Source organism: Modestobacter sp. VKM Ac-2984, from assembly GCF_026967985.1.
Classification (GTDB): domain Bacteria; phylum Actinomycetota; class Actinomycetes; order Mycobacteriales; family Geodermatophilaceae; genus Modestobacter.
Genome location: NZ_JAPVBJ010000005.1, coordinates 57,602 through 82,553, shown reverse-complemented (window position 1 = coordinate 82,553; position 24,952 = coordinate 57,602). Strand labels below are relative to the sequence as shown.

Sequence of the window (24,952 nt, the reverse complement as noted above, 5' to 3'; positions counted from 1 at the left end):
CTTCGTGAGCGGATCTGCCGGCCCGGCCGACGCGCTCGTCTCGGCGGGGGCCTCCACAGCGCCCGGGCCCCGTCTCTCGTCCGCTACTTCTTGCCCTGGTTCTTGACCGCCTCGATCGCAGCGGCAGCGGCGTCGGGGTCGAGGTACTGCCCGCCGGTCGTGATCGGCCGCAGATCGGCGTCCAGGTCGTAGCGCAGCGGGACGCCGGTGGGGATGTTCAGCCCGACGACCTCGTCCTCGCCCATGTTGTCCAGGTGCTTCACCAGCGCCCGCAGGCTGTTGCCGTGTGCGGCCACCAGCACGGTCTGGCCGCTGCGCAGGTCCGGCACGATCGCGTCGTACCAGTACGGGAGCATCCGGACGACCACGTCGGCCAGGCACTCGGTGGCCGGGCGGGCCTCCGGGGGCAGGAACGAGTACCGCGGGTCGCCGTCCTGGCTGTACTGGCTGCCGGCCTCGATCGGCGGCGGCGGGGTGGCGTAGCTGCGTCGCCAGGTCATGAACTGCTCCTCGCCGTACTCGGCGAGCGTGGCGGCCTTGTCCTTGCCCTGCAGCGCCCCGTAGTGGCGCTCGTTGAGCCGCCAGGAGCGGCGGACCGGGATCCACTGCCGGTCGGCAGCGGCCAGGGTCAGCTCGGCGGTGGTGATGGCCCGCTTGAGCAGCGAGGTGTGCAGGACGTCGGGGAGCACGCCGTGCTCGGCGAGCAGCTCGCCACCACGGGCGGCCTCGGCGCGCCCCTTCTCCGACAGCTCGACGTCCACCCAGCCGGTGAACAGGTTGGCCTTGTTCCACTCGCTCTCGCCGTGGCGGAGCAGGATGAGGGTCCCGGTGCTCGTCGTGTCGCTCACGCGGTCATCCTGCCCGACTCCCATCCGGCCCGTGCACGGCAGCCCGGCGACCTCAGGCCATCGCGCCGGCCAGCTCCGGGGTGCGCACCCCGCGGACGGCGGCGGCCACCAGCTCCCCGGCCCGGTACAGCTGCTCCTCGGTGTGCGTGGCCATGACCGCCATGCGCAGCACGCCCTGCCCGCGCGGGACGGCCGGGTAGCTGACCGCGTTGGTGTAGACCCCGGCCTCGTGGGCCGCGGCCCACGCGCGGCGGGTCGCCTCGTCCTCCCCGGTGCGGACGGCGATGACGGCGCCCTTCCCGGGCAGCGGCGGTGCGCCGTGCTCGGTGAGCACGCGGCGCAGCAGGTCGCTGTTGTCCCGCAGGCGCTGCATCCGCTCCGGCTCCCGGCGCAGCACCCGGAGTGCGGCGAGCGCTGCGGCGACCGCCGTCGGGGCGTTCGCGGCGCTGAAGATGTAGGGCATCGCCGAGGCCCGGATGCCGTCGGCCACCGCGCGGGAGGTCAGCACCGCACCGCCGACGCTGGCCAGCGACTTGCTGAACGCCACGGTGACCGCGTCGACCCGGTCCAGGACGCCGGCGGCCTCGGCGGCGCCCCTGCCGTTCGCCCCGAGCACACCGAGGCCGTGTGCCTCGTCGACCACCAGCCGGGCGGAGAACCGCCCGCAGAGCCCGGCGATCGCCGCCAACGGCGCCGACTCCCCGCTCATCGAGTAGACGCCGTCGACGACCACGACGGCCCCGGCCTCGGGGTCCAGGCGCCCCAGCCGCCGCTCCAGCGACGCCACCGAGTTGTGCGTGAACCGCAGCACGGTGCCCCGGCTGGCCGCCGCGGCGGCGTGCAGGCTGGCGTGGGCGTGCGCGTCGACGAGCAGCACGTCGCCGGGAGCACCGATGGTGGACAGGATGGCGGCGTTGGCGTTGACCCCGGCGGAGGTCAGCACCGCGTCCTCGGTGCCGTGGTGCTCGGCGAGCTCCCGCTCCAGGGTCAGGTGCAGCCGGGTGGTGCCGTTGAGGATGCGGCTCCCGGCCGCGCTGGTGCCGTACTGCCGCAGCGCGTCGACCGCGGCCTCGACCACCTGCGGGTCGCCGGCCAGGCCGAGGTAGTTGTTGGTGCCCAGGTTGATCCGGGTCCGGCCGTCGTCGAAGACGGTGAGCGGCTGGGGTGCCCCGGCGGTGGGCACCGAGTGCGTGGCCATCCCCTCCCGGACGTGCCGCCGCATCATCTCCGCGCGGGTGCTCTCCAGCAGCGGGGCGAAGGGGTCGCGGCGGGTGGGGACGGACCGGGCAGCGTCGAACACGGCAGCTCCTCGCAGTGCGGCGCGGGGATCGCAGCCGTTCGCCCCTGACCCTGGCGGTCAACACGCTCCGTGGTCAACGGGTACCGCTCAGTCCGGTCGAGGGTCACCCGACCAGGCGTGGGAGAGGTCACTCCTCGACGGAGCGTGTCGGATACGGGCAGCCGGCCGTGCCCGGGCGGGTGACACCCGGTCGCGCGAGGAGGAGGGGCTCAGCCGGCCGGGCGACGGCCGGGGAGCCACAGCAGGACGACGACCGCGGCGATCACCGCGGCGGCCGCGGTGCCGACGGCGGTCAGGTGCATGGCACCCACGAACGCCTCCCGGGCCGGGTCCACGACGGCCGCGGCTGCTGCCGCGGTCTCCCCACCGGCCGCCTCGGCGTCCGCCACGGCGGACAGCGTCGCCACGATCGACTCACCGGCCTGGTCCCGTGCCCCGGCGGGCAGGGCCTGGACGTCGTCCCCGAGCCGGTTGGCGTAGGAGGTGGCCAGCACGGAGCCGAGGATCGCCACGCCCAGTGCGCCGCCGACCTGGCGCACCGCGTTGTTCACCGCGGCCCCGGCACCGGCCTTCTCCCGCGGGACGACGGACATGATCGACTCCGTCGCCGGGGCCATCACCGCGCCCATCCCGATGCCCTGCAGCGCCAGGTCGGCGAGCACCAGCCAGACCGGGGCGTCGGCGTCCAGCAGCTGGATGCCGGCGAAGGAGAGCGCGATCAGGGTGAAGCCGGTGGCACAGACGGCCTTGGCGCCGAACCGCTGGGCCAGCCCCGACGTGCGCGGCGCGGTCAGCGCGATGCCCAGGGCGACCGGCACCAGTGCGGCCCCGCTCTCCAGCGGCGAGTACCCGCGCACGCCCTGGAGGTAGTAGACGAGGTAGAACGTCGCCCCCTGGAGGGCGAAGAAGTTGAGCGCCAGCGCCCCCGCCGCCGCGGAGAACGCGGGGTTGCGGAACAGCGAGACGTCCAGCGCCGGGTGCGCGGTGCGCCGCTGCCACCAGATGAAGACGACGAGCAGGACGACGCCGGCGGCCAGCGGTCCCCAGGTCTGCAGCTCGCCCCAGCCCTCGCTGCCGCCGCGGATGATGCCGTAGACCACCCCGACCAGCGCGGCGATGGACAGCAGCACCCCGGGGACGTCGAGCCGGCCCGGGTCGGGGTCCCTGGACTCGGGGACGACGGTCAGCACTCCGACCGCGCCGAGAGCGGCCACCGGGACGCCGAGCAGGAAGACCGCGCCCCACCAGAAGTGCTCCAGCACCAGCCCACCGGCCAGCGGCCCACCGGCGACGGCGAGCCCGGAGGCCCCCGCCCACAGCCCGATCGCCCGGCCCCGCTCACCGGCGGGGAAGACGTTGGTGATCACGGCGAGGGTGGCCGGCTGGATCGCCGCGCCCCCGACGCCCATCAGCGCCCGCCAGCCGATCAGCTCGAGCGCCGAGTCGCTGGAGGCGGCCAGCACCGAGCCGAGCGCGAAGATCGTCAGCCCGGCCAGCAGCACCTTGCGCCGGCCGATCCGGTCACCGATGACGCCCCAGCTGAACAGCAGCCCGGCGAACACCAGGATGTAGGAGTCGATGGCCCACTGCAGCTCACCCTGGGTGGCGTCCAGCTCCCGCTGCAGGGTGGGCAGCGCGACGTTCAGGATCGTGTTGCCCATGATCACCATGAGCAGGCAGACGATCATCGTGCCGAGCACCCACCAGCGGCGCTCGTAGCCCTCCGGCTGCTCGGTCGTCTCCGGCAGCGGCCGCCGCGTGGTGCTCACGCCGCCCTGCTCACTCCTGGGGCCGGTGGGCGGGGTCGGCGAACGCGGCGAAGGCCTCCAGGTTGCGCAGCGACTCCCCGCGCTTGACCCGCCAGTCCCACTCGCGGCGGATCGAGGTGCCGAAGCCGATCTCCAGCAAGGTGTTGAAGTGGTCGTCGGCGTAGGTGAGCACCGAGCCGAGCAGCCGGTCGATCTCCTCCGGGGTGATCACCGCGTGCGGCAGCCGGCCGGTCAGGTAGACGTCACCGACGCCGTCGATCGACCAGCTGACCCCGTAGCTGCGCGCGTTGTGCTGCAGCAGCCAGGCCCACAGCTGCTCGCGGTTCTCGTCGGGCTGCCGGCAGACGAAGGCCTCGACGGTCAGGGCGTGCGCCCCGATGGTCAGCCCGACCACGGTCTTGAGCTTCTTCGTGCCGGGCAGCGTGACGACGAAGCGGCCCACACCCGGGTGCTCGTGCTCCAGCTCGGCGGCGCGCAGCGTCTCCTCGACGACCGCGTCGAGCTCGGGGAGGCTGCGTTCGCTCATCGCCGGGCCCGACCGCCCAGGCTGCTCCCCCCGGTCAGCACCCGCACGGCCTCGGCGGCCCGGTGGGCGGGGCGCACCCGGCGCCGGCCCATCTCGGTCATCGCCGCGGCGTAGGCCTCGACGAGGGAGTCGGTGGTGCGGTCCCAGCTGAACGCGGCGGCGTGCCGGCGGGCACCGGCGGACAGCAGCTCCCGGCGGGCCAGCACCCGGCGGACGGCGCCGGCGTAGTCCTCCGGGTCGCGCCCGGCGACCAGCAGCCCGGAGACCCCGTCGTCCACGGCGGTGGGCAGCCCGCCGACCGCGGCGGCGACCACCGGCGTGCCGCAGGCCTGCGCCTCCAGCGCGACCAGGCCGAAGGACTCGTTGTGGCTGGGGACGACGGCGACGTCGGCGGCCCGGTAGTGGTCGGCGAGCTGCGCGGGGGCCTGCGGCGGCAGGAAGCGGACCACGTCGGCGACCCCGAGGGAGACGGCCAGCTCCTGCAGCCGTCGCGGTTCGGCCAGCCCGGACCCGCTGGGCGCGCCGACGACCAGCACCTCCAGCCGGTCCCGCAGGGCCGGGTCGGCAGCCAGCATCCGGGCCGCGGCGTGCAGCAGCATCTCCGGGGCCTTGAGCGGCTGGATGCGGCCGACGAACAGCAGGACGACGGCATCGGGGGCCACCCCGACCCGCGCCCGGGCGGCCTGGCGGTCGCCGGGCCGGAAGCACTCCAGGTCCACGCCTGGCGGGATCACCAGGGTGCGGCGGGGGTCGGCGTCGTAGAAGTCGACCAGCTGCCGGGCCTCCTCGGCGGTGTTGGCCACCAGCCGGTCGGCCTCGGCGACGACCTGCTGCTCACCGATCACCCGGGTGCGCGGCTCGGGCTCGTCGCCCTCGGCCAGCGCCGCGTTCTTCACCTTCGCCAGGGTGTGCGCCGAGTGCACCAGCGGCACGCCCCAGCGGTCGCGGGCCAGCCAGCCGACCTGGCCGGAGAGCCAGTAGTGGGAGTGGACGACGTCGAAGTGCCCCGGCTCGTGCTGGGCCTCCTCGCGCAGCACGGCGGCGGTGAAGGCGCACATCTGGGCGGGCAGCTCCTGCTTGCCCAGGCCCTCGAACGGTCCGGCGCTCACGTGCCGCACGGTCACGCCCGGGCTCATCTCGACCACGGGTGGTTGCTCGCTGGAGGTCGCCCGGGTGAACACGTCGACGGCGATCCCCCGGGCGGCCAGCCGACGGGAGACCTCGACCACGTAGACGTTCATGCCCCCGGCGTCACCGGCGCCCGGCTGCTCCAGCGGGCTGGTGTGCACCGACAGGGTCGCCACCCGGCGGGGCAGCACCGGCGCGGCCGGCTCGGGCGCGGCGCCGGCCCGCCACGGCGTGGGCTGGCGCGGGTGGCGGCGAGCGGGCACGGAGCTCCTCCCGCTCGGGCACCTGGGGCCGCTGTGGCCTGCCGTGGCTGCTGAGGCGGCCCGGTCGGGACACCCTGTCGTCGTCCCAGTCTGCAACAGCGCCAGGATGGGCACATGTCCAGCCCCGTCGCCTCGTCGTCCACCAGCACGCCCTTCGCCGGGTCGGGCCGCGTCGCAGTCGTCACCGGAGCCTCCAGCGGCATCGGCGCCGCCACCGCGGAGCGGCTGGCCGCCGAGGGCTTCTCCGTCGTGCTGGCCGCCCGCCGCATCGACCGGCTGACCGAGCTCGCGGAGCGGATCGGGGGCCGCGCGGTGCAGCTCGACGTGACCGACCCCACGTCCGTCGCATCGCTGGCCGCCGGGCTGGACCGGGTCGACGTGCTGGTCAACAACGCCGGCGGGGCGTTCGACACCAACCCGGTGGCCGACGCCGACCTGGAGTCCTGGCAGCGCACCTACGACGTCAACGTGCTCGGCACCGTGCGGGTGACCCAGGCTCTGCTGCCGGCGCTGCGGGCCTCGGGCGCCGGCGACCTGGTGTTCGTCGGTTCGACCGCCGGGCTGGTCAGCTACGAGGGCGGGGCGAGCTACACCGCGGCCAAGCACGGGGTGCACACGCTGGTCGAGACGCTGCGGCTGGAGCTCGTGGCCGAGCCGGTCCGGGTGGTCGAGATCGCACCGGGGATGGTCAAGACCGAGGAGTTCTCGCTCAACCGCACCAGGTCGCAGGAGAGGGCCGACGCCGTCTACCGCGGCGTGCGCGAGCCCCTGGTCGCCGCCGACGTCGCCGACTGCATCGCCTGGGCGGTCACCCGGCCGCACCACGTGAACGTCGACCTGCTCGTCGTCCGCCCCCGCGCCCAGGCCGCCCAGCACAAGGTCGCCCGCGACCCGGAGTGACCGCCTCCGGGGCGACTCGGCCGGCCTGACCTCCTGGGGATCGGTTCGCGTCGCAGGCCCCGGCGGGGAGACCGTGATGGTGGACGCTGGTGCTCTGCTCACCCCCGGTGAGCAGAGCACCAGCGTCCACCGACCACCTCCTGGCGCGGGCAGCCGGGAGTGATCGAGGCGTGCGATCGCCGCCCAGCTGAGCGGGCGGTGGTCACCGGGGGTCGACGGACGGACACCGTCCGGAGGAGCATCGCCGCATGCACGGGGACGGGCGCGAGACGAACCAGTACTCCCCGGCTGGCTCGGTCGGGAAGCTGGGCGACCTGACCGGGGGCTGGGTCACCAATCCCCGCGGTCGGCGGCGGGCGCTGCGCATGCTGCTGTGGCTGGCGGTCACCCTCGCCGTCCTCACCGGCCTGGCGGTCGCGCTCGCCCTGCTGCTGGCCTGACCACCGGTCAGGTGGCGTGGGCGGCGCGCCCAGGGGGAGGGACTCGTCCCAGGCGCACGGTCATGACCTGACGGCGGTGGGCTCGGGCACGAGGGTGACGCCGAACTGCTCGCGCACCGCGGCGACCACCCGGTCGGCGAAGGCCATCAGCTCCGCGGCGGTGGCCACCGGGCTCAGTGGTCAGCGCCAGGCTGTACTGCATCGCCTGGGCGGTCACCCGGCCGCGCCACGTGAACGTCGACCTGCTCGTCGTCCGCCCCCGCGCCCAGGCCGCCCAGACCGCCCATGCCGCGGACGACGTCGAGATCCGACTGAACGCTGCCTCCGGGCCCGCCGACCCAGCACCCAGCCGGATCTCGATGCCGCCAGCCGATCCCTTTTATCGAGACGTGTCCGTCCGACATGATCTGCCCGTGCCCGGTCTCCCTCTGACGATCCGCCCGGCCGTCCCCGGCGACCACGACGCGGTGCAGGCGCTGGCCGGCGAGCTGACCGCTGGGATGCCGCCGTGGCGACCCGCGGACGGTGCGGCCACCGCGGCGAAGAGCTGGGTGGTCGACGCCTGCCGGGCCGCCGACGACGACCACGTGCTGCTGGTCGCCACCAGCGCCGAGGAGGACGTGCTCGGTTTCGCCGGGGCGAGCGCGCGGCGGCACTTCAGCGGTGAGCGCGAGGCCTACCTGGGTGAGCTGGTGGTCGCGCCCGGCGCCCGTCGCCGCGGCGTCGGCACCCTGCTGGTGGCCGCGGTCGAGGCATGGGTGCGCTCCCGCGGACTCCACCGGGTCACCCTCGACACCGGTAGCGCCAACCACTGGGCGAGGGAGCTGTACGCCCGGCTCGGCTACGCCGAGGAGCAGGTCACGCTCTCCCGGGCACTGCCCTAGTCCGCGTTGCGGTGCAGGAGGTCGTAGGCGCTGGCCACCCGCGCGGGGTCGGCGGCGGTGCCGTTCTTCTCGAACAGCGTCTGCGCGTCGGTGACCTCGGCCGTGGTGGCGGTGCCGGAGTTCAGCACCCGGGAGATCAGCCCGGTCAGCGCCGCGTCCGCCTCCACGCGAGCCATCCAGCCGGTCAGCTGGGCGGGATCGGCCGGCATGGGGGCTGTCGTGCGCAGCGCATCGTAGAGGGCACCCAGCTGCAGGGACTCGGCCGGGTTCACGCGCGCACCGCGGTCGGCTCGGGCACGAGGGTGACGCCGAACTGCTCGCGCACCGCGACCACCACCCGGTCGGCGAAGGCCATCAGCTCCGTGGCGGTGGCGCCGGGCTCGGTGGTCAGCGCCAGGCTGTGCCGCGACGACGTCCCGACCTTCCCGTCGCGAGTGCCCCGGCCGTAGCCGGAGTGCTGCACCAGCCAGGCGGCGCTCAGCTTCACCTGCGCAGCCCCGTCGGCACCGATCCCGGCCGGCCAGGACGGGCACTCGGGCACCGCGGTGCCGACCGGCACGACCGGGTTGGTGAAGAACGACCCGGCGCTGCGCGAGTCGGGGTCGGCCGGGTCCCAGACCATCCCCTTGCCGCGGCGCAGCGCCAGGACGGCGTCCCGCACCGCGGCCAGCGGCGCGGTCTCGCCCAGCTCGACGCCGAGCGCCTTCGCCAGCTCGGCGTAGCTGACCGGGCTCGACTGCGCCGAGGCCCGCAGCGCGAAGGTCACCGCGAGGACGACGTACGCACCGGGCTGCTGCTTGAGCCGGCTGTCCCGGTAGGCGAACCCGAGCTCGGCGGGACCGAACACCCGCTCGGTGCCGGCCGCCCGGTCGTAGACCCGCACCGAGGTGATCAGCGCCGCGACCTCCTGGCCGTAGGCACCGACGTTCTGCACGGGGGTGGCGCCGGTCGAACCGGGGATGCCCGACAGCGCCTCCATCCCGGCCAGCTGCTGCGCCACGGTGTGCGCGACCAGGTCGTCCCAGGGCTCGCCGGCCTCGACCTCGAGCTCGACCCCGTCGGCGGTGTCCCGGCGCGCGATGCCCCGGGTGCGCACCAGCACCACGTCGCCGGGCCAGCCGGCGTCCGGGGCCACGATGTTCGAGCCGCCGCCGAGCACCAGCAGCGGGCGGCCGGCGTCGTCGGCGTCCCGGACGGCAGCGACCAGCTCGTCGCGGCCGGTGACCTCGACCAGTCGCTCGATCGGACCGCCGACCCCGAGGGTCGTCAGGTCCGCCAGCCGGGCGTCGTGGCGTACCTGCACGCGACCACCGTAATCGGCGCCACGGCTAACCTCGTGCACCGTGAGCGACCACACCCAGCGTGCGTCGCTGCCGCCCGTCCGTAAGGCACCCCGGCTGGCCGCCGGCCGCGCCCGCGCCCTCGGCCTGCCGACCCGCGGCACCACGAACGCCAATCGGCTGCGCCGGGTCGACCGCTGGCTGGTCGCCACGCAGGTCGCCCGGCTGCGCGACGCCGCCCGGCCGCTGGTGGTCGACCTGGGCTACGGGGCGTCGGCGGTGACCACCCTGGAGCTGGTGGACCGGCTCGCCCCGGAGGTCGACCGGCTGGAGGTGATCGGGCTCGAGATCGACCCCGAGCGGGTGGCCGCCGTGGCCGCCGACCGCGACCCGCCGCGGGTGGACTTCCGGGTGGGCGGCTTCGAGCTGGCCGGGCTGCGGCCGGTGGTCGTGCGGGCGTTCAACGTGCTGCGCCAGTACGACGAGGAGTCCGCCGGCCGGGCCTGGGACACCATGCGCGCCGCGCTGGCGCCCGGGGGGCTGCTGGTCGAGGGCACCTGCGACGAGTGGGGACGGCGGTCGACCTGGGTGGCCCTGGACGAGGACGGCCCGCTCACCCTCACCCTCGCCGCCCGGGTGTCGGACCTGGAGCGCCCCTCCGACCTGGCCGAGCGGCTGCCCAAGGCGCTGATCCACCACAACGTGCCCGGCCAGCCGGTGCACGCCTTCCTCACCGCCTTCGACCGCGCCTGGGCCTCGGCGGCCGGACTGTCGACGTTCGGCCCCCGGCAGCGCTGGGCCGCCGCGGTCGAGACGCTGGCCGACGACGGCTGGCCGCTGGTGGGTCCGACCCGGCGGTGGCGGCACGGCGAGGTCAGCGTGCGCTGGTCGGCGGTCGCCCCGACCTGACCCCGACGGCCGCAGGTGCTGCCGACGCGGCACCATGGCGGCGTGCCCGCTCCCCCGCTCACCCCCGACGAGCTGCACGACCGGTGCATCGCCGCCGTCGTGCAGGACGGCGAGCGGATCGGCGTGCTCGCCCAGGAACTGGACGCCGGGCGCACCTCGGTCGCCGGTGGCCTGCAGGCCGAGGTCCCCTGGGTGGCTGGCTGGACCGCCCGAGACCTGATCGCCCACCTCGGTGCGGTGCACCGCTGGGTCACCGGGATCCTGCGAGCCGGCCACACCCGCGCACCGGGCTCCTACAGCGGCATCACCCCGCCGCACGACGACCTGCACGGCTGGTACGCCCTGGGCCTGACCGAGCTGGTGGCCACGCTGCGCACCACCGACCCGGACGCACCCGCCTGGCACATGAGCCCGGCCGCCACCCACACCGCCCGCGACTGGGCCCGGCGGCAGGCGCACGAGCACACCGTCCACCGGCAGGACCTGGAGGCAGCCGCGTCCCTGGACCACGCCCGCGTCGACCCGCTGCTCGCCGGTGACGGGGTCGACGAGCTGCTGGCCGTCGTCCTCCCCCGCTGGCAGCACACCGCCCCGCTGGTCTCCGCCCGGGCGTCGGTCGGCGTCACCGCGACCGACCTGGACCGCGGCTGGACCGTCGAGGTGGCCGACGGCGCCGTCCGGTGCACCGACGGCGCCTCCGCGGACGCCGATGCCCAGCTGTCCGGCACGGCGGGCCAGCTGCTGCTGCGGCTGTGGGGCCGTCCGGCCGAGGTGACGGTGCACGGCGACCGGGCCGCCGAGGCCCTGCTGCGGGGGCGCTGACCGTGGGCCGGCGCGACCGCGGGCACCTCACCGCCCTGCCGGGTGCCACCGAGGTGGGCGGGGGGACGGCGGAGCTCCTCGCCGACGCCGACCGGGACGGCGCCTGGCAGCTGCTGGTCAACGGCACGCCGCAGTCGCACGTCGACCTCACCGACCCGACGTACCTGGAGTTCGAGTACGTGCGGCGGATGGGCCACGTGCTGGACCTGGTCGCCGACCCCGGCCGACCGCTGGACGTCGTGCACCTGGGCGGGGGTGCGCTGACGTTGCCCCGCTACGTGGCGGTGACCCGGCCGGGGTCCGCGCAGCGGGTGATGGAGCTCGACGAGACGCTCACCGAGCTGGTCCGCCGCGAGCTGCCGCTGCCCCGGAACGCCCGCGTCCGGGTCCGGGGGATCGACGCCCGGGCCGGGCTGGCCGCACTGCCCGACGCCAGCGCCGACGTCGTCCTGGTCGACGTCTTCGCCGGGGCCCGCACCCCGGCCCACCTGACCACGGTGGAGTTCGCCACCGACGTGGCCCGGGTGTTGCGCCCGGGCGGCACGACGGCCTGGAACGTCTCCGACGGCCCGCCGCTGCGCTTCGCCCGCGCCGAGGCGGCGACCCTGCGGGCCGTGTTCGGCCACGTCGCCCTGCTCGCCGAACCCGGCACGCTGCGCGGGCGCCGGTTCGGCAACACCGTGGCGGTCGCGTCGGCGGCCGAGCTGCCGATCGCCGGGCTCACCCGCCGGTGCGCCGGGGACCCGATGCCGTCCCGGGTGGTCAGCGACGCGGAGCTGGACCGCTTCGTCGGGCAGGCCGTGCCGGTGACCGACGCCGTCGCCGAGCCCTCGCCCCCGCCGCCGGACGGCATCTTCGGCTGATCAGCGCGGAGTGCACCGGCCGGGCCGTCGGCCTAGGGTCGGGCCATGACAGCTCCCGCATCCCGACGGCTCACCCGCGACAGCCGGCACAAGGTCATCGCCGGCGTGTGCGCCGGGCTGGCCCGCCGCTACGGACTCTCCCGCACCGGCCTGCGACTGGCGTTCGTCGTCTCCTGCGTGCTCCCGGGCCCGCAGTTCGTCGCCTACCTCGTGCTGTGGGTCGTCATGCCCCGCGACGACGGGCGCTGACCGCCGCCGGCGTCCCGGGGCGGCGGGCTCACCAGTTCGAGTTGCCCCGGGGCAGCTCGCGCACCGCAGGGCGGACGTCCACCAGGTAGACGACCGCAGCGATCACGGCCGGCAGGCCGAAGAAGCTCAGCGGCCCCTGCCAGAGGAGCAGCAGGGTCGCGATGCCGGTGATCGCCATCCAGCCGGGCTTGCTCAGCTTCCCCGCCGCGACGAACGCGGCCGCCGGTCGGATGATCGCGTCGACGAAGGCCCACACCGCGAGGGCGAGGGTCGCGTACACGACGACGAGGTTGATGAGCCCGTCGATGCCAGCCATGCCAGCAGGATAGGCGCGCAGAGCCCCGCAGGGGCGCCTCGCCCCGCGTGAGACCGGCGCCCTGCCCCCTCGGGGTGGGACGACAGCGCCCCGGCACCCGCGGTCACGGGCGCCGGGGCGCGGTCCTCAGAGCCCCGTCTCGGGGCCAGGGGCGTTCGTCAGCTGGCGTCGTCGGTGCTCTTCGCCGGGACGGCCAGCGGGTCGGGCAGCGGGTCGGCGGCCGACTCGACCGGGGTGACGGTCGCCGGGGTGGCCTTGGGGGTGCGCTTGGCGGTCGCCTTCTTGGCCGGGGCCTTCTTCGCCGGCGCGGTGCTCTCCCGGGCGCTGCGCTTGGCCTGCTCGGCGACCTCCTGGGTCTCCTGCTGCGCGGCGTCCACGGCCTTGCCGGTCCGGGCCTTCGCCTTCTGCGCGACCGAGGTCACCTCGTCGGAGGCCTTGCCGACGGTCTCGCCGGTCTCCTCCAGCGCGTCCTCGACGGTGTCCTCGACGGCGTCGACGGCCCGCTCGGTACGCGCGGCGACCCGGCGGAACGCCGGCTGGGTGCGCAGCTCGCCGACGACCTTCTCGCCGCGACCCGCCAGCTCCTCGATCGCCTCGAGCGCCTGGGCGCGGGCGCTGTCCACGAGCCCGGTGACGGTGCCGAGCACGGTCTCCGGGCGCACGGCGACGGCGGCCCCGCGGGCCTGCTCCGCCCGGACCCGGGCGTCGGCCGCCGCCTGTGCGGCGCGGGCACGGGCGGCCTCGACGCGGGTGCGCGCCTCCTTGCCGGCCAGGTCGGCCTGCACCTGGGCCTCGCCGGGCAGCGCCTCGGCGCGGGTGCGGAACGTGCCCACGACGGTGCGGGCGCGGTCGACCGCGACGTCGCCGGCGCCGAGGGCGGCCAGCAGGCCGGTGCGGACGAGGGTCTCGCCCTGGTGCTTCAAGGTGTCGGTGCGGCTCATGCCGTCTCCTCCTGGGGAGTGGGGGTGGGTGCGGTGGTGGTGGGGGCGGGTGCGGTGGACGCAGCCGCCTGTTCGCGGGCCAGCTGTGCGGCGTGCTCCCGGGCGTAGGTCTCGTACAGCTCCAGGAGCACGGCCTTGTGCCGCTCGGAGAGCGCCTCGTCGGCCCGTAGGGCGGCGACGGTGCTCGCCGTCCCCGACCGCCGGTCGAGGATCCCGGCCTGCTCGTAGAGCGTCTCCGCCGAGATCTTCAGGCCGCGGGCGATCTGCGCCAGGATCTCGGCGGAGGGCTTGCGGAGCCCGCGCTCGACCTGGGACAGGTAGGGGTTGCTCACGCCGGCCAGGCGGGAGAGCTCGCGCAGCGACACCTGGGCGGCGTTGCGCTGGTTGCGGATGAACTCACCGACCGAGGAGCTGACGGTCGTGTTCGCCGTCGACGCCTCGGCGGCCGCCGTCGCGACGCTCTCGCGGACGGCGGTCACCTGGTCCCGGACGAACTCCGTGGGTCGCTGCACAGCCCCACGGTAGCCCAGCGTGCTAGCTGTTGCAAGCGGGGTGCTAGCAGGGTGTCTCAGCCGAGGACGGCGGCCGCCCGCACCTCGCCCACCACGCCCTCGCCGCCGTTCACCGGTGTGACCAGCCACCGGGCCAGCGTCTGCGCCGGCACCCCCAGTCGCTGCAACCCGGCGGCCAGCGCCGGCGCCCGGCCACGGTCGCCACCGTCGTCCAGCTTCAGCGCCACCGCCCCGGCGCCCGGCAGCGCCGCCACGTGCACCCCGTCGGCTCCGCCCTTGACCAGCAGGCCGCCCACGGCCTGCATCAGCTCGGTGTCCTCCCGACCGGTGCCGGCCACCAGCCAGGGGTGTGCGCGCATCGCGTCGGCGACCCGGCGGCCCGGCGTCCCCGGCTCGTCCTGCACCAGCGAGAGCACGCCGCGGGCCAGTCCGGTCAGGGAGATCGCGTGCTGCGGTGCGCCACACCCGTCGACGACGACCGCCGCGACCGGCTCACCCGCGGCCTCGCCCAGCCGTGCCTCGATCGCCTGCTGCAGTGGGTGCCCCGGGTCCAGGTACCCGGCCGTCGGCCAGCCGGCCGCGACACAGGCGGCCAGCATCGCCGCGTGCTTGCCCGAACAGTTCATCGCCAGCCGCTCCGGCGACCGGCCGGCCACCAGCCACTCGGCGCGGGTGCGCTCGTGCTGCGGGAGCGCCGGTGGGCACCCCAGGTCGTCGGGGCCCAGCCCGGCGGCGGAGAGCAGCTCGCCGGCCAGCGCCCGGTGCTCGTCCTCACCGCTGTGCGAGGCGGCCGCGATCGCCAGCTCCCGGTCGTCCCGCGGCTGCCAGCCCGCCTGCAGGTAGGTGGTGGCCTGCACCGGCTTGTTCGACGAGCGCGGCAGAACCGGTCGGGTGACGTCCCCGACCTCCAGCAGCGGCGCACCGTCGGCGCCCAGCACGACCAGCGCGCCGCGGTGCACGGACTCGAGCACGTCCACGCCGAAGCCGGCGCGCCACACCTCGACGAGGACCGGCTCGTCCGCCCAGCGGCTCAGCTGGTCCGCCATCAGGCGCGGTGCCGGGACTCGTCGGCCAGCAGCTGCGCGACGTCGGCCAGGCCCTCGCGGTAGCGCCGGGCCAGCTCACCGGCGACGGCGTCCATCACCTGCTGCACCCCGCGGCGCCGCTCGGACAGCGTCCGCTCCCCCTCGCCCAGCGCCCGGGCAGCCTGCTCCAGCTGGTCGTCGGGCAGGGACGGCACGTCGGACAGGTCGACCCCCGGCGCCAGCCCGTTGACCCAGGTCTCGAACTGCTCCGGGGACGTCGGCTGGACGGTCTGGTGCCGACCGAGCCCGTGCGCGGGGCCGCGGCCCTTCTCCGAGAGGATCTCCGGGAGCAGGTCGACCAGCGACCGGCCGTCGTGCTCGGCCCGGCGCTGGAGCTCGCGGCGGACGATGTCCAGCCGGCCCTGCAGCAGCCGCCGGGTGTAGGAGAGGTTGACCTCCTCCTGCTCGGCCCGGTGCCGCAGCGCGCGGACCTCGGTCATCGGCAGCTCCTGGACGCCGTCCAGGAAGGCCGGGTCGAGCAGCTCGTCGACGCCGGCGCCGCCGGCGGGAGAGGTGGGGGCAGTCATCGGGAGACCTCCGCAGGGGTGGGGACGCGGGTGATGCCCAGCAGCTGCCGGGCCTCGCTCGGGGTGAGGGGCGGGCGTTGGGCGATCCGGGCGAGCCCGGCCGCCCGGGCGACCAGCTGGACGTTGTCGCGCACCGGCTCGCCGGGGGCGTAGGTCAGCGTGTCCTCCATGCCGACCCGCAGGTGACCGCCGGCCGACAGCGCCGCCAGCATCACCGGCAGCGAGGTGCGCCCCACCCCGGTCGCGGCGAAGGTGGCCCCGGGCGGGAGGAACGGCAGGCAGGCGGCCAGCGCCGCGGTCGTGCCGGGCATCCCGCCGGGCACGCCCATCACCAGGTCGACGTGCACGTGCCCACCGGCGGGCAGGCCGTGCCGGTCGAGCAACCGGGACAGCGTGGCCAGCTGGCCGAGGTCGAACACCTCGTACTCCGGGACGATCCCGCGCTGCTGCATCTGGGTGTGCAGCTCGACGATCAGGTCCCAGGGGTTGTAGAAGACGTCCCGGCCGAAGTTCACCGTGCCCAGCGAGAGCGAGGCGGCGTCCGGCTCGGCGTCCAGCACCGCCAGCCGGGCCTCGGCCGGGTCGGTGACGGCACCGCCGGTCGAGAGCTGCACGACCAGGTCGGTGGCCTCCCGGACCGCGGCGACGACCTCGCGGACCCGGGGCAGGTCCAGCGTCGGCCGGGTGTCGGTGCCGCGGACGTGCAGGTGCAGCACCGCCGCACCGAGGGTCTGGCAGTCGCGGGCGGTGGAGACCACCTCATCGACGGTCACCGGCAGCGCCGGGACGTCGGACTTGGCCGACTCCGCCCCGGTCGGTGCCAGGGTCAGCAGGGTGCCCTGGACGCCGACCGGAGTGCTCACCGGCCGATCGTCGCAGACCGGACGGCGCGCACGCGGTCGCGGGCCGCCGCCCGGGTGTCGTCCAGCGCCGCCGGGGCGTCGTCGGGGTCGATGACGGCGACGGCCTCACCGACCCGCAGGTCGGCATCGGGTGCCACGGACTGCTTGACCAGCGCCAGCCCGATCACGCCCAGCTCGTGGTGGCGCACCACGCTGCCCACCCGGCCGACCTCGCGCGTGCCGGCGGTGACCGGGCTGCCCGGCGCGGGGAGCACCTCGCTCATCCCGTCCAGGTGCAGCAGCACCTGGCGGCGCGGCGGGCGGCCGAGGTTGTGCACCCGGGCGACCGTCTCCTGGCCGCGGTAGCAGCCCTTGTCCAGGTGGACGGCGCTGTCCAGCCAGACCAGCTCGTTGGGGATGGTGCGCTGGTCGGAGTCGATCCCGGCGCGCGGGCGGCGGGCCTCGACCCGCAGCGCCTCGTAGGCGTCCAGGCCGGCGAGCACCGCACCGGCGGCCAGCAGCGCGTCGGCCCGCGCGGCCACCTCGGCCCGCGGCACCAGCAGGTCGACGACCGCCGCGGTCCCGTCGCCGATCGCCGGCATCCGGCGCACCCAGCCGCCGTCCGCCAACGGCGCCACTTCGTGCACCTCGGACGGCACCGGCCAGCCGGCTGCCGTGAGCACCGCGTCGCCCCGCGGCCCGACCAGGCTGAGCAGGGCCCAGCCCGCGGTGCGCAGCTCGGGCTCCACCCGGAGCATGAACTGCATCTTCTGCAGCCACCCGGTCAGCGCCGCACCGGTGCCCGGTTCGACGTCGGCCCAGGTGGTGCCGGCCAGCTCGGCCAGCACGGCGTGGTGCTCGACCCGGCCGTTCGGGTCCAGGAACAGCGCCTCGGTGCCGGTGCCGTCGGGCATCGCGCGCAGGTGCTGGGAGGTCAGGTCGTGCAGCCAGCTCAGCCGGTCGGGGCCGGGGACGGCGACGACGTCCCGGTCGCTGCGGTCGACCAGCCCGGCGCCCTCGGCGAGCCGGCGCTGCTCGGGCAGCGGCTCGCCGTAGTGGGCCGCGACCGAGCCGCCCCCCTCGAGGTCGAGGGCGACCGCGCCGGGGCGCTGCAGCAGGGGGGAGCTCATGCGTTCTCCTTCTCCGCGCAGGCTCGACAGGTGCCGGACAGCGCCACGTGACCCACGTCGAGGGTGAAACCCAGCTGGGCGCTCAGACGTTCCGCAGCGCTGTCGAGCAGCGCCGGGTCGACCGAGTGGATCTCACCGCAGGACTGGCAGACGACGTGCAGGTGCGGGTGCTGGGCGGCGTGGTAGATCGGTGCGCCCTTGCCCAGGTGGGTGTGCCAGACCAGGCCGAGCCGTTCGAGCAGCTCCAGGGTGCGGTAGACCGTCGAGGTGTCCGGGGCGGCGCCGTCCGGGCCGGCGTCGGCCCGCAGCCGGGCGCCGATCTCCTCAGGGGTGCCGTGCTCCAGCGCCGCGACGGCCGCCAGCACCCGCTGTCGCTGACTGGTCAGCCGCAGACCGCGGGCCCGCAGCTCGGCGGCCAACGGGGGCGCGCTCTCCGGTCCGGACACGGTGCCGAGCCTAGTTCGCCGATGCGGCAGGGTGGACGTCGTGACGAGCGCGCGGGTCGTGGTCTGGCGGAACGGGACGGCGACGGTGGTGGCGCCGGACGAGCCGGTGGTGACCGGGTTCGACCTGGGGCTCGGCCGGGGTGACGGCGTCTTCGAGTCGGTGCTGGTCACCGGCGGGACGACCCCGCACCTGGACGCCCACCTGACCCGGTTGCGCCGCTCGGCGTCGATCATGGAGCTCGCCCACCCCGGGGACGACGCCGTCCGGGCCGTGGTGGCGACCGGGGTGGCCGACTGGCCGGCCGAGGTCGAGGGCGCCTGCCGGGTGCTGCTCACCCGCGGCCTCGGGGACGACGGGCCGCCGACGCTGCTCGCCCTGCTGGCCCCGGTGCCGGCCGAGACCCTGCAGCAGCGGGAGCAGGGCATCGCCGTGGTCAGCCTCTCCCTCGGCGTGCCCGCCGACGTGCGGGCCACCGCCCCGTGGCTGCTGGGCGGGGCGAAGACGCTCTCCTACGCGGTGAACATGGCGGCCCTGCGGCACGCACACGCCGTCGGCGCCGACGACGTCGTGTTCACCTCGGTGGAGGGCCGGCTGCTGGAGGGCCCGACCTCCACCGTCGTCTGGGCCGCCGGCGGCCGGCTGCACACCCCGCCGGTGGACACCGGGATCCTGACCGGGACGACGCAGGCCCGGCTGTTCGACCGGGCCGAGGCCGCCGGGTGGCCGACCACCGTCACCCCTGGGTCGGTCGAGGACCTGCGGTCGGCCGACGCCGTCTGGCTGCTGTCGGGCATCCGGGGCGCCGCGACGGTCACCCGGCTGGACGACGTGCCCCACGGGGACGCCGGGCTGTCCCGACGGGTGCGCGAGCTGCTGGCCCGGTAGCCTCGATCGAGGTGCGCCGGGAAGTCTGGTCGGCAACTCTCTTCCCGACCCTGCACAACGGAGCCGCCACGTGACCACACCCACCCGCCTGTTCAGCCGGGGGTCCTACCCGGAGGCCACGCGCATCGCCGCGATCCTCCGCAAGGAGACCATCGGCGGGGCCCTGCTGCTGGTGGGCACGGTGATCGCCCTGGTCTGGGCGAACTCCCCCTGGGCGGAGTCCTACGAGTCGCTCCGCGACACCCGGGTCGGTCCGGAGTCCCTGCACCTGGACCTCACCCTCGGCACCTGGGCGGCCGACGGGCTGCTGGCGATCTTCTTCTTCGTGGTCGGGCTCGAGCTCAAGCGCGAGTTCGTCGCCGGCGACCTGCGCGACCCCCGGCGCGCGGCCCTCCCGGTCGCCGCGGCGGTCGGCGGCATGGTGGTCCCGGCCGTGCTCTTCGTGCTGGTGAACCTGGGCACCGGCGACGGCGCGCTGCGCGGCTGGGCCATCCCCACCGCCACCGACATCGCCTTCGCGCTCGCCGTCCTCGCAGTGATCAGCACGCACCTGCCCACCGCGCTGCGCACCTTCCTGCTGACCCTGGCCGTGGTCGACGACCTCCTGGCGATCACGGTCATCGCGATCTTCTACACCTCCGAGCTGGCGATCACGCCGCTGCTGCTCTCGCTGGTCCCGCTCGCCGTCTTCGGGTTCCTGGTGCAGAAGCGGATCCGCTTCTGGTGGCTGCTCATCCCGCTCGCCGTCATCACCTGGGTGCTGGTGCACGAGTCCGGGGTGCACGCCACCGTCGCCGGGGTGCTGCTGGCCTTCACCGTGCCGGTCGTCCGCAGCCAGGCCGCCGGCGGCCCGGACGCCGGCCCCGGCCTGGCCGAGCACTTCGAGCACCGGATCCGGCCCATCTCCGCGGGGTTCGCCGTCCCGGTGTTCGCCTTCTTCGCCGCCGGCGTCACGATCGGGGGCCTGTCCGGCCTGGCCGAGTCGCTGTCGGACCCGGTCGCCATCGGCATCGTCGTGGGCCTGGTGGCCGGCAAGACGATCGGCATCACCGGCGCCACCTGGCTGGTCTCCCGGTTCACCCGTGCCCAGCTCGACGAGTCGCTGGGCTGGCCCGACGTCATCGGCCTCGCCATGCTCGCCGGCATCGGGTTCACCGTCTCCCTGCTCATCGGAGCGCTCGCCTACGGCGAGGGCTCGCTGCGCGACGAGCACGTGAAGGTCGGCGTCCTGGTCGGCACCCTGACCGCGGCCCTGCTGGCCTCGATCCTGCTGAAGTCGCGCGACCGCCGCTACCGCCGGATCGCCGCGATCGAGACCGAGGACCGCAACCAGGACGGCGTGCCCGACGTCTACCAGACCGAGGACGGCCGGGAGATCCGCACCGTGGACGACAAGGCCACCCACGACCCGGACTGGGAGGGTGCACCGCCGCCCGGGCGCAAGCCCGGCTCCTCGTCCGACACCTGAGAAAAGGTCGTTGCCGAGCTCTTCTCCGCGTCGTACCGTCGTGGCACACGAGAGAGGAGGTGGTCCCGAAGTTGATGACTTACAGGACACGTGAGGTGGCTGTCCGCTAGCCGCCGTCCAGATGGGCCGCCCGTTCAGAGCCTGTGGAAGACCCACAGCACCTGAGCGACGGCACTCCCGCCCGTCCGTCGATGGCGGCGAGCGAGAACCGGACAGTCACCCGACCCCCGGGCTGCCGACGTTGTCCAGTCGGCCCGTGTGCCGCTCCCCACTACGGTGGGTACAGCGCCGCGGAGCAGCCCGGGGGTTGTCCGTTGTCCGGGGGAGGTGTCGGTCCTGCAGTTCACCGGCCGCTCCGTCGCCCTGGACACGTCAGCGGGCATCTGGCTCGCCGAGTCGGCCTCGGCCGCTGCACCGGCGACCGTCGCCGCACTGGTCCCCTCCTCGTTCGAGGCCGTGGCCCGGGTCTTCCACCCGGCCGTGCGCTACGTGGGGGACGACGACGTCGAGGTCCCCTGGGCCTCCGTCGCCGCCGCCAACGGCACCACCGTGCACCCGCTGATGCAGTGGGGCTCGGTCACCGGCGCGATGGAGTACTTCGAGAACGACGACCAGTCCCCGCTGTGGCACGGCGCCCCGGCCCGCGGGCACCTCCCCGCCCCGGTCGCCGAACGACTCGTCGCGGTGCTCTCCCGCTGGACGACGACCCCCGACGTCTGCTGGTTCGCCGTGGCCCAGGGCGGGGCCGTGATCACCGACCACCCCACGCTGAGCCTGCCCGACCGCGAGTACTGGCTGATCAACGGCCCGATCCAGCTGGCCGCGCAGAACATGGCCGCCGAGCCGTTCGAGCAGAGCGCCAACCTCTGGTGGCCGGCCGACCGCGCCTGGTGCGTGGTGACCGACATCGACCTGGTCAGCACCTACGTCGGCGGCAGCGCCGCCTGCATCGCCGAGCTGTTCGCCGTCGACGGCCTGGAGATCGCCCCGGCGGAGTTCGGCCAGCGCACGACCTGGGACGCCGACCGGGTCAACCCCACCCCACCCGACGCCCCCGACTGACGGCCCCGTCCAGAGGCTCGCCCCGAGCTTGCGAGGGGTGAGGAGGACGGGGCCCTTCCTCAGAGCTGGGCGAGTTCGGCGGCCAGGTCGTCGAGGCCCAGGCTGCCCTGCGAGAGCGCGGCCATGTGCCAGGCCTTCAGGTCGAAGTCGGCGCCCCGCGCCTGCTGGGCCGCTGCCCGGCCGGCCAGCCAGGCCCGCTCCCCCAGCTTGTAGCTGATCGCCTGCCCGGGCATGCCGAGGTACCGCACGAGCTCGCTGTCCAGGAAGTCGGCGTCCCGGCCGCAGTTCTCCCCGAAGAACGCGCGCGCCAGTTCCGGCGTCCACTGCTCGCCGCGGTGCGCGGCGACGGCGCCCTCGGCGTCGTCGGGGATCGGCAGCTCCAGGTGCATGCCGATGTCGACCACCACCCGGACGGCGCGCATCTGCTGCGCGTCCAGGTAGCCCAGCCGCGCGCCCGGGTCGGTCAGGAAGCCCAGCTCGTCCATCAGCCGCTCGGCGTAGAGCGCCCAGCCCTCGACGTTGGCCCCGACCGACCCCAGCGAGGTCTGGTAGGACGACAGCTCACCGGAGACGTACGCCCACTGGGCCAGCTGCAGGTGATGACCGGGGACGCCCTCGTGGTACCAGGTCGAGACCAGGTCCCAGAGCGGGAAGCGCTCCCGGCCCAGCGTCGGCAGCCAGGTCCGGCCCGGCCGGGAGAAGTCCTGGGTCGGCCGGGTGTAGTACGGCGCCGCGGCGCTGCCCGGCGGGGCGATCATCGCCTCCACCTGGCGCACCGGGCCGGCGATGTCGAAGTGCACCCCGTCGAGGGCCTCGATCGCGGAGTCCATCATCGCCTGCAGCCGCTGCCGGACGGGCTCCACGCCCGTCACGGCCTCGCCGTGCTCGGTCAGCCAGCGCATCGCCTCCATGGGCGTGGCACCGGGGAGCACCTTCTCCGCCTCGGTGCGCTGCTCGGTCAGGATCCGCTGGTGCTCGGCCCAGCCCCAGGCGTAGGCCTCCTCCAGGCCGGTGCCCGTGCCGAGGTCCGAGCCGTTCCACGAGCGGGCGAAACGGGCGTACCGCTCGCGGCCGACCGCGTCGGGCGTGCCCGCGGCCTGCGGGGCGTAGGTGTCGCGGAGGAAGTCGCGGACGGTGGCGACCGCGGCATCGGCAGCGGCCGCGGCGGCGTCCAGCTCGGCACGCACCTCGTCGGGGCCGGGGGCGACCAGCCCGGCGAAGTACGGGCCGGCCAGCCACTCGTCGAGCTGCCCGACCACGGTGTGCACCTGCCGGGGCGCGGCGAACAGGCCGCGTGCGGCCCCGGCGCTCAGCGACTCGCAGTACCCGCGGTAGGCCGCCGGCACCCGGGCGAGCCGGCGGGCCAGCACGGCCCAGTCCTCCGGCGTCCGGGTCGGCATCATCGAGAAGACCTGCCGGATGGCGTGCACCGGGGAGAAGAGGTTGGACACCGCGCGCAGGTCCTCGCCGGCCTCGTGTAGGTCCAGTGCCGCGGTGAGCCGCTCCCGCAGCAGCCGGGCGCAGCGGCGCTCGACCGGGTCGTCGTCCAGCGACGGGTCGGCGGCCAGCACCCGGTCCAGCTCGGCGAGCGTCGCCCGGATCAGCTCGGCCTCGGCGGCCAGCCCGGTGGGGCTGGTGTCGGGCAGCCGGTCGTCGCCGGGGCGGGTGCCCAGCTGGGTGGCGACGATCGGGTCCAGGTCGCAGACCGCGTCGACGTAGCGGTCGGCGACCTGGCGCGGGGTGGCGGGCGGTGTCACGGTGCTCAACGGATCCGCTCCAGGCGGGCGGACATGGTCGGGCGCAGCGGCTGGTCGCCCGCCGCGCGGTCGACCGCGTAGAGCAGCGCACCGTCGACGATGCCGTAGAGCCGCTTGGCCCGGCTCGTGTCGGGGTGGTCGGGGGTGCGCGCCAGGACGTCGCTGTCCAGCTCCCAGCTGGTCGTCGTCCGGGCCGTGCCGACGTAGATCTCGACCAGGCCGGCCGGGGAGCTGACCAGCAGCTCGACCTCGTCCTCGCCGCGGGGCCGCCAGAAGCCGGACTCCCGCTGGTCCGGACCGGCCACCTGGCCGTCGTCGGCCAGCCGCCAGGTGCGCGACTCGTAGCTGAGGAAGTCCCGGCCGTCGTGGGCGAACCGGACCCACTGCCCGAAGCGGTGGTCGCCACCGGCGCCGGCGGCCTGCCCCTCGCCGTGCCACTCACCGAGCAGCGGCAGCACCGACAGCAGCTCGTGGGCCACCTCGGGCCCCTCGCGCACGTCGACGGTGTCCGGGACGGGCAGTTCGGTCGGGCCGGCGACCGGCCCGTTCGGCAGGCCGGGCGGGACGGGGGCGCTCATCGGGCGCGCCCCGGACGCTCGGCGCGGGCGACCCGCCACGCCGAGGCGGCGAAGCCCAGCGCGACCAGCGTGACGAGGGTGATGAGCACCCAGGCGGAGAACAGACCCATGGCGTCACCGTAATCCGGGTGCCCTGCGCGCACCGGGAGCGGGGCAGCTGCGCGCTACTGCCCCAGCCGACCGTTCCCGGCCCCGGCGCTGCTCGCCGAGCCGGCGGACGCTCCCGGCTGGGCCGCCGCCACGGTGGCGCGGACGACGTCGTCCCACGGCGTCGCGGCCAGCCCGAACACCGCCGTCGTCTCGGCCGCGTCCAGGATGAACTCCTGGTCCCACTGGTGCCGGATCGCCACGATCTCCCGCATCAGCGGGACGGCGAGCCCTGCGGCGCGCAGCACCGGCCAAGGAGTGCCGCTGACCCGGGCCGGGGGTGCGCCCATCGCCCGGGCCAGGTCGCTCAGCGCCTGCCGCTGCGAGCGGGGCGCCGGGCTGGGCACGTGCCACGCCCGCCCCCAGGACCGGTCGTCGGTGCCGAGCGCGACCAGGGTGGCCGCGGCGTCGGGCACGTTGGTCCAGCTGTGCGGGACGTCGGGGTCACCGATCACCCACGCCCGCCGGCCGCGGCGCAGGGTGTCCAGCTGGCGGACCAAGTGCGACTGGGCGGCGGGGATGCCGGGGCCGACGAAGTCCGACGCCCGGGCCTCGGTGACCCGTACCCGGCCGGCCTGCTGCGCGGCGAGCGCGTCGGTCCACATCTGCGCGCGCAGCCGCCCCTTCACGTCCGTGGCGGCCAAGGGGCTCTGTGGCGTCAGCGGGCCCGACGGACGGCCGTAGCCGTAGAGGTTGCCCATGATCACCAGCCCGGCGCCGGAGCGCTCGGCCGCGGCCAGCAGCGCCGCCGCCATGGGCGGCCAGTCGCGGGTCCAGGTCGTGTAGTCCGCGGGGTTGACCGCGTTGTAGATCGCGTCGGCCCGGCCGACGGCGCTGGTCAGCGCCTCGGCGTCGGACGCGTCGACCGCCCGGTGCTCGACCCGGTCGGTGCTGACACCACCGCTGCGGGAGAGCACGAGCACCTCGTGCCCCTGCTCGGCCAGCAGCTGCGCCGTCGCCGACCCCACCGGGCCCTTGCCGACCACCACGTGACGTGCCATCTCGATCTCCTCGACCTCAGGGAGAGCACTGCTCTCGGATGTGCCGAGACTGCTGGTTGCCGACCGCACTGTC

28 protein-coding genes are annotated in these 24,952 nt (G+C 75.3%); 10 read left to right on the top strand and 18 right to left on the bottom strand.

Annotated features, from left to right (window positions below):
- Positions 1-83: 83 nt before the first annotated feature.
- From O2W16_RS12040 to mshA, 5 genes are all read right to left on the bottom strand, one after another.
- Positions 84-848 carry a phosphoglyceromutase gene (locus tag O2W16_RS12040; RefSeq protein WP_269159065.1) on the bottom strand — a complete coding sequence of 255 codons (765 nt, stop codon included), beginning with the start codon at positions 846-848 and terminating at the stop codon, positions 84-86.
- A gap of 52 nt (positions 849-900) precedes the next feature.
- Complete coding sequence (locus O2W16_RS12035; RefSeq protein ID WP_269159064.1) at positions 901-2,148, bottom strand: aminotransferase class I/II-fold pyridoxal phosphate-dependent enzyme; 1,248 nt, start codon at positions 2,146-2,148, stop codon at positions 901-903.
- Positions 2,149-2,357: 209 nt separating this feature from the next.
- Positions 2,358-3,917 carry an MFS transporter gene (locus O2W16_RS12030; protein ID WP_269159063.1) on the bottom strand — a complete coding sequence of 520 codons (1,560 nt, stop codon included), beginning with the start codon at positions 3,915-3,917 and terminating at the stop codon, positions 2,358-2,360.
- A 10-nt stretch (positions 3,918-3,927) separates the two neighbouring features.
- On the bottom strand, positions 3,928-4,443 hold the full coding sequence (locus tag O2W16_RS12025) for a YbjN domain-containing protein (RefSeq protein WP_269159062.1): 516 nt from the start codon (positions 4,441-4,443) through the stop codon (positions 3,928-3,930).
- Positions 4,440-5,834 carry a D-inositol-3-phosphate glycosyltransferase gene (mshA, locus tag O2W16_RS12020; RefSeq protein WP_269159061.1) on the bottom strand — a complete coding sequence of 465 codons (1,395 nt, stop codon included), beginning with the start codon at positions 5,832-5,834 and terminating at the stop codon, positions 4,440-4,442. The genes O2W16_RS12025 and mshA overlap by 4 nt, the downstream gene beginning before the upstream one ends.
- A 114-nt stretch (positions 5,835-5,948) precedes the next feature.
- Here mshA and O2W16_RS12015 point away from each other — a divergent pair, with 114 nt between their 5' ends.
- From O2W16_RS12015 to O2W16_RS12000, 3 genes are all read left to right on the top strand, one after another.
- Positions 5,949-6,734, top strand: a complete 786-nt coding sequence (locus O2W16_RS12015; protein WP_269159060.1) for an SDR family oxidoreductase — start codon at positions 5,949-5,951, stop codon at positions 6,732-6,734.
- 248 nt (positions 6,735-6,982) lie between these two features.
- Positions 6,983-7,174: a hypothetical protein gene (locus tag O2W16_RS12010; RefSeq protein WP_269159059.1), complete on the top strand. Its 192-nt coding sequence runs from the start codon at positions 6,983-6,985 to the stop codon at positions 7,172-7,174.
- Between the two features lie 413 nt (positions 7,175-7,587).
- Positions 7,588-8,058, top strand: coding sequence for a GNAT family N-acetyltransferase (locus O2W16_RS12000; protein ID WP_269159057.1), 471 nt, complete (start codon positions 7,588-7,590; stop codon positions 8,056-8,058).
- Here O2W16_RS12000 and O2W16_RS11995 read toward each other — a convergent pair.
- Both O2W16_RS11995 and O2W16_RS11990 read right to left on the bottom strand, forming a co-directional pair.
- Positions 8,055-8,330 carry a hypothetical protein gene (locus O2W16_RS11995; protein WP_269159056.1) on the bottom strand — a complete coding sequence of 92 codons (276 nt, stop codon included), beginning with the start codon at positions 8,328-8,330 and terminating at the stop codon, positions 8,055-8,057. The two genes, O2W16_RS12000 and O2W16_RS11995, sit on opposite strands and share 4 nt — an antisense overlap.
- The gene (locus O2W16_RS11990; protein WP_269159055.1) at positions 8,327-9,361 is read right to left on the bottom strand and encodes a UDP-N-acetylmuramate dehydrogenase; all 1,035 of its coding nucleotides are present in this window, start codon (positions 9,359-9,361) and stop codon (positions 8,327-8,329) included. Before O2W16_RS11990 ends, O2W16_RS11995 begins: the two co-directional genes overlap by 4 nt.
- Positions 9,362-9,401: 40 nt before the next feature.
- Here O2W16_RS11990 and O2W16_RS11985 point away from each other — a divergent pair, with 40 nt between their 5' ends.
- The 4 genes from O2W16_RS11985 to O2W16_RS11970 are packed head-to-tail and all read left to right on the top strand — an operon-like array spanning position 9,402 to position 12,181.
- Complete coding sequence (locus O2W16_RS11985; protein ID WP_269159054.1) at positions 9,402-10,247, top strand: class I SAM-dependent methyltransferase; 846 nt, start codon at positions 9,402-9,404, stop codon at positions 10,245-10,247.
- A 42-nt stretch (positions 10,248-10,289) separates the two neighbouring features.
- Entirely contained in the window at positions 10,290-11,069 is a 780-nt protein-coding gene (locus O2W16_RS11980) for a maleylpyruvate isomerase N-terminal domain-containing protein (protein WP_269159053.1), read from the top strand.
- 2 nt (positions 11,070-11,071) lie between these two features.
- The gene (locus O2W16_RS11975; RefSeq protein WP_269159052.1) at positions 11,072-11,932 is read left to right on the top strand and encodes a spermidine synthase; all 861 of its coding nucleotides are present in this window, start codon (positions 11,072-11,074) and stop codon (positions 11,930-11,932) included.
- Between the two features lie 45 nt (positions 11,933-11,977).
- Positions 11,978-12,181 (top strand): PspC domain-containing protein, encoded by a 204-nt coding sequence (locus tag O2W16_RS11970; RefSeq protein WP_269159051.1) that lies wholly within the window; start codon positions 11,978-11,980, stop codon positions 12,179-12,181.
- Positions 12,182-12,209: 28 nt separating this feature from the next.
- On the opposite strand, the gene O2W16_RS11965 is transcribed toward O2W16_RS11970, so the two are convergent.
- The 8 genes from O2W16_RS11965 to O2W16_RS11930 all read right to left on the bottom strand — a co-directional run bounded on the left by O2W16_RS11965 (position 12,210) and on the right by O2W16_RS11930 (position 17,980).
- Positions 12,210-12,497, bottom strand: coding sequence for a DUF2516 family protein (locus tag O2W16_RS11965; RefSeq protein ID WP_269159050.1), 288 nt, complete (start codon positions 12,495-12,497; stop codon positions 12,210-12,212).
- 158 nt (positions 12,498-12,655) lie between these two features.
- A complete protein-coding gene (locus O2W16_RS11960) occupies positions 12,656-13,438 on the bottom strand; it encodes a hypothetical protein (RefSeq protein WP_269159049.1) in 783 nt (260 codons plus the stop codon).
- Positions 13,435-13,950, bottom strand: a complete 516-nt coding sequence (locus O2W16_RS11955) for a helix-turn-helix domain-containing protein (RefSeq protein WP_269159048.1) — start codon at positions 13,948-13,950, stop codon at positions 13,435-13,437. The genes O2W16_RS11960 and O2W16_RS11955 overlap by 4 nt, the downstream gene beginning before the upstream one ends.
- A gap of 56 nt (positions 13,951-14,006) precedes the next feature.
- Entirely contained in the window at positions 14,007-14,996 is a 990-nt protein-coding gene (locus O2W16_RS11950) for an asparaginase (protein ID WP_269159047.1), read from the bottom strand.
- A complete protein-coding gene (locus O2W16_RS11945; protein WP_269159046.1) occupies positions 14,996-15,562 on the bottom strand; it encodes an RsiG family protein in 567 nt (188 codons plus the stop codon). Before O2W16_RS11945 ends, O2W16_RS11950 begins: the two co-directional genes overlap by 1 nt.
- Positions 15,559-16,425 carry a 3-keto-5-aminohexanoate cleavage protein gene (locus O2W16_RS11940; protein WP_269159045.1) on the bottom strand — a complete coding sequence of 289 codons (867 nt, stop codon included), beginning with the start codon at positions 16,423-16,425 and terminating at the stop codon, positions 15,559-15,561. Before O2W16_RS11940 ends, O2W16_RS11945 begins: the two co-directional genes overlap by 4 nt.
- A complete protein-coding gene (ygfZ, locus tag O2W16_RS11935) occupies positions 16,422-17,534 on the bottom strand; it encodes a CAF17-like 4Fe-4S cluster assembly/insertion protein YgfZ (RefSeq protein ID WP_269159044.1) in 1,113 nt (370 codons plus the stop codon). Before ygfZ ends, O2W16_RS11940 begins: the two co-directional genes overlap by 4 nt.
- Positions 17,531-17,980: a Fur family transcriptional regulator gene (locus O2W16_RS11930; protein ID WP_269159043.1), complete on the bottom strand. Its 450-nt coding sequence runs from the start codon at positions 17,978-17,980 to the stop codon at positions 17,531-17,533. Before O2W16_RS11930 ends, ygfZ begins: the two co-directional genes overlap by 4 nt.
- A gap of 40 nt (positions 17,981-18,020) precedes the next feature.
- On the opposite strand from O2W16_RS11930, the gene O2W16_RS11925 reads away from it, so the two are divergent.
- The 3 genes from O2W16_RS11925 (at position 18,021) to O2W16_RS11915 (ending at position 21,396) form a co-directional block, all read left to right on the top strand.
- Entirely contained in the window at positions 18,021-18,866 is an 846-nt protein-coding gene (locus tag O2W16_RS11925; RefSeq protein WP_269159042.1) for an aminotransferase class IV, read from the top strand.
- Positions 18,867-18,936: 70 nt separating this feature from the next.
- Positions 18,937-20,334, top strand: coding sequence for a Na+/H+ antiporter NhaA (gene nhaA, locus O2W16_RS11920; RefSeq protein WP_269159041.1), 1,398 nt, complete (start codon positions 18,937-18,939; stop codon positions 20,332-20,334).
- Between the two features lie 327 nt (positions 20,335-20,661).
- On the top strand, positions 20,662-21,396 hold the full coding sequence (locus O2W16_RS11915) for a hypothetical protein (RefSeq protein ID WP_269159040.1): 735 nt from the start codon (positions 20,662-20,664) through the stop codon (positions 21,394-21,396).
- 59 nt (positions 21,397-21,455) lie between these two features.
- On the opposite strand, the gene O2W16_RS11910 is transcribed toward O2W16_RS11915, so the two are convergent.
- The 3 genes from O2W16_RS11910 to O2W16_RS11900 all read right to left on the bottom strand — a co-directional run bounded on the left by O2W16_RS11910 (position 21,456) and on the right by O2W16_RS11900 (position 24,879).
- The gene (locus O2W16_RS11910; protein ID WP_269159289.1) at positions 21,456-23,153 is read right to left on the bottom strand and encodes a DUF885 domain-containing protein; all 1,698 of its coding nucleotides are present in this window, start codon (positions 23,151-23,153) and stop codon (positions 21,456-21,458) included.
- A gap of 5 nt (positions 23,154-23,158) precedes the next feature.
- Positions 23,159-23,731 (bottom strand): FABP family protein, encoded by a 573-nt coding sequence (locus O2W16_RS11905; RefSeq protein WP_269159039.1) that lies wholly within the window; start codon positions 23,729-23,731, stop codon positions 23,159-23,161.
- A 164-nt stretch (positions 23,732-23,895) separates the two neighbouring features.
- Positions 23,896-24,879, bottom strand: a complete 984-nt coding sequence (locus tag O2W16_RS11900) for an NAD-dependent epimerase/dehydratase family protein (RefSeq protein ID WP_269159038.1) — start codon at positions 24,877-24,879, stop codon at positions 23,896-23,898.
- Positions 24,880-24,952 lie beyond the last annotated feature (73 nt).

Bases quoted from the DNA above. Each gene is read 5' to 3' on its own strand.
- O2W16_RS12025 (WP_269159062.1), bottom strand. From the start codon at position 4,443: ATGAGCGAACGCAGCCTCCCCGAGCTCGACGCGGTCGTCGAGGAGACG.
- O2W16_RS12015 (WP_269159060.1), top strand. From the start codon at position 5,949: ATGTCCAGCCCCGTCGCCTCGTCGTCCACCAGCACGCCCTTCGCCGGG.
- O2W16_RS12010 (WP_269159059.1), top strand. From the start codon at position 6,983: ATGCACGGGGACGGGCGCGAGACGAACCAGTACTCCCCGGCTGGCTCG.
- O2W16_RS11970 (WP_269159051.1), top strand. From the start codon at position 11,978: ATGACAGCTCCCGCATCCCGACGGCTCACCCGCGACAGCCGGCACAAG.
- O2W16_RS11965 (WP_269159050.1), bottom strand. From the start codon at position 12,497: ATGGCTGGCATCGACGGGCTCATCAACCTCGTCGTCGTGTACGCGACC.
- O2W16_RS11960 (WP_269159049.1), bottom strand. From the start codon at position 13,438: ATGAGCCGCACCGACACCTTGAAGCACCAGGGCGAGACCCTCGTCCGC.
- O2W16_RS11950 (WP_269159047.1), bottom strand. From the start codon at position 14,996: ATGGCGGACCAGCTGAGCCGCTGGGCGGACGAGCCGGTCCTCGTCGAG.
- O2W16_RS11945 (WP_269159046.1), bottom strand. From the start codon at position 15,562: ATGACTGCCCCCACCTCTCCCGCCGGCGGCGCCGGCGTCGACGAGCTG.
- ygfZ (WP_269159044.1), bottom strand. From the start codon at position 17,534: ATGAGCTCCCCCCTGCTGCAGCGCCCCGGCGCGGTCGCCCTCGACCTC.
- O2W16_RS11905 (WP_269159039.1), bottom strand. From the start codon at position 23,731: ATGAGCGCCCCCGTCCCGCCCGGCCTGCCGAACGGGCCGGTCGCCGGC.
- O2W16_RS11900 (WP_269159038.1), bottom strand. From the start codon at position 24,879: ATGGCACGTCACGTGGTGGTCGGCAAGGGCCCGGTGGGGTCGGCGACG.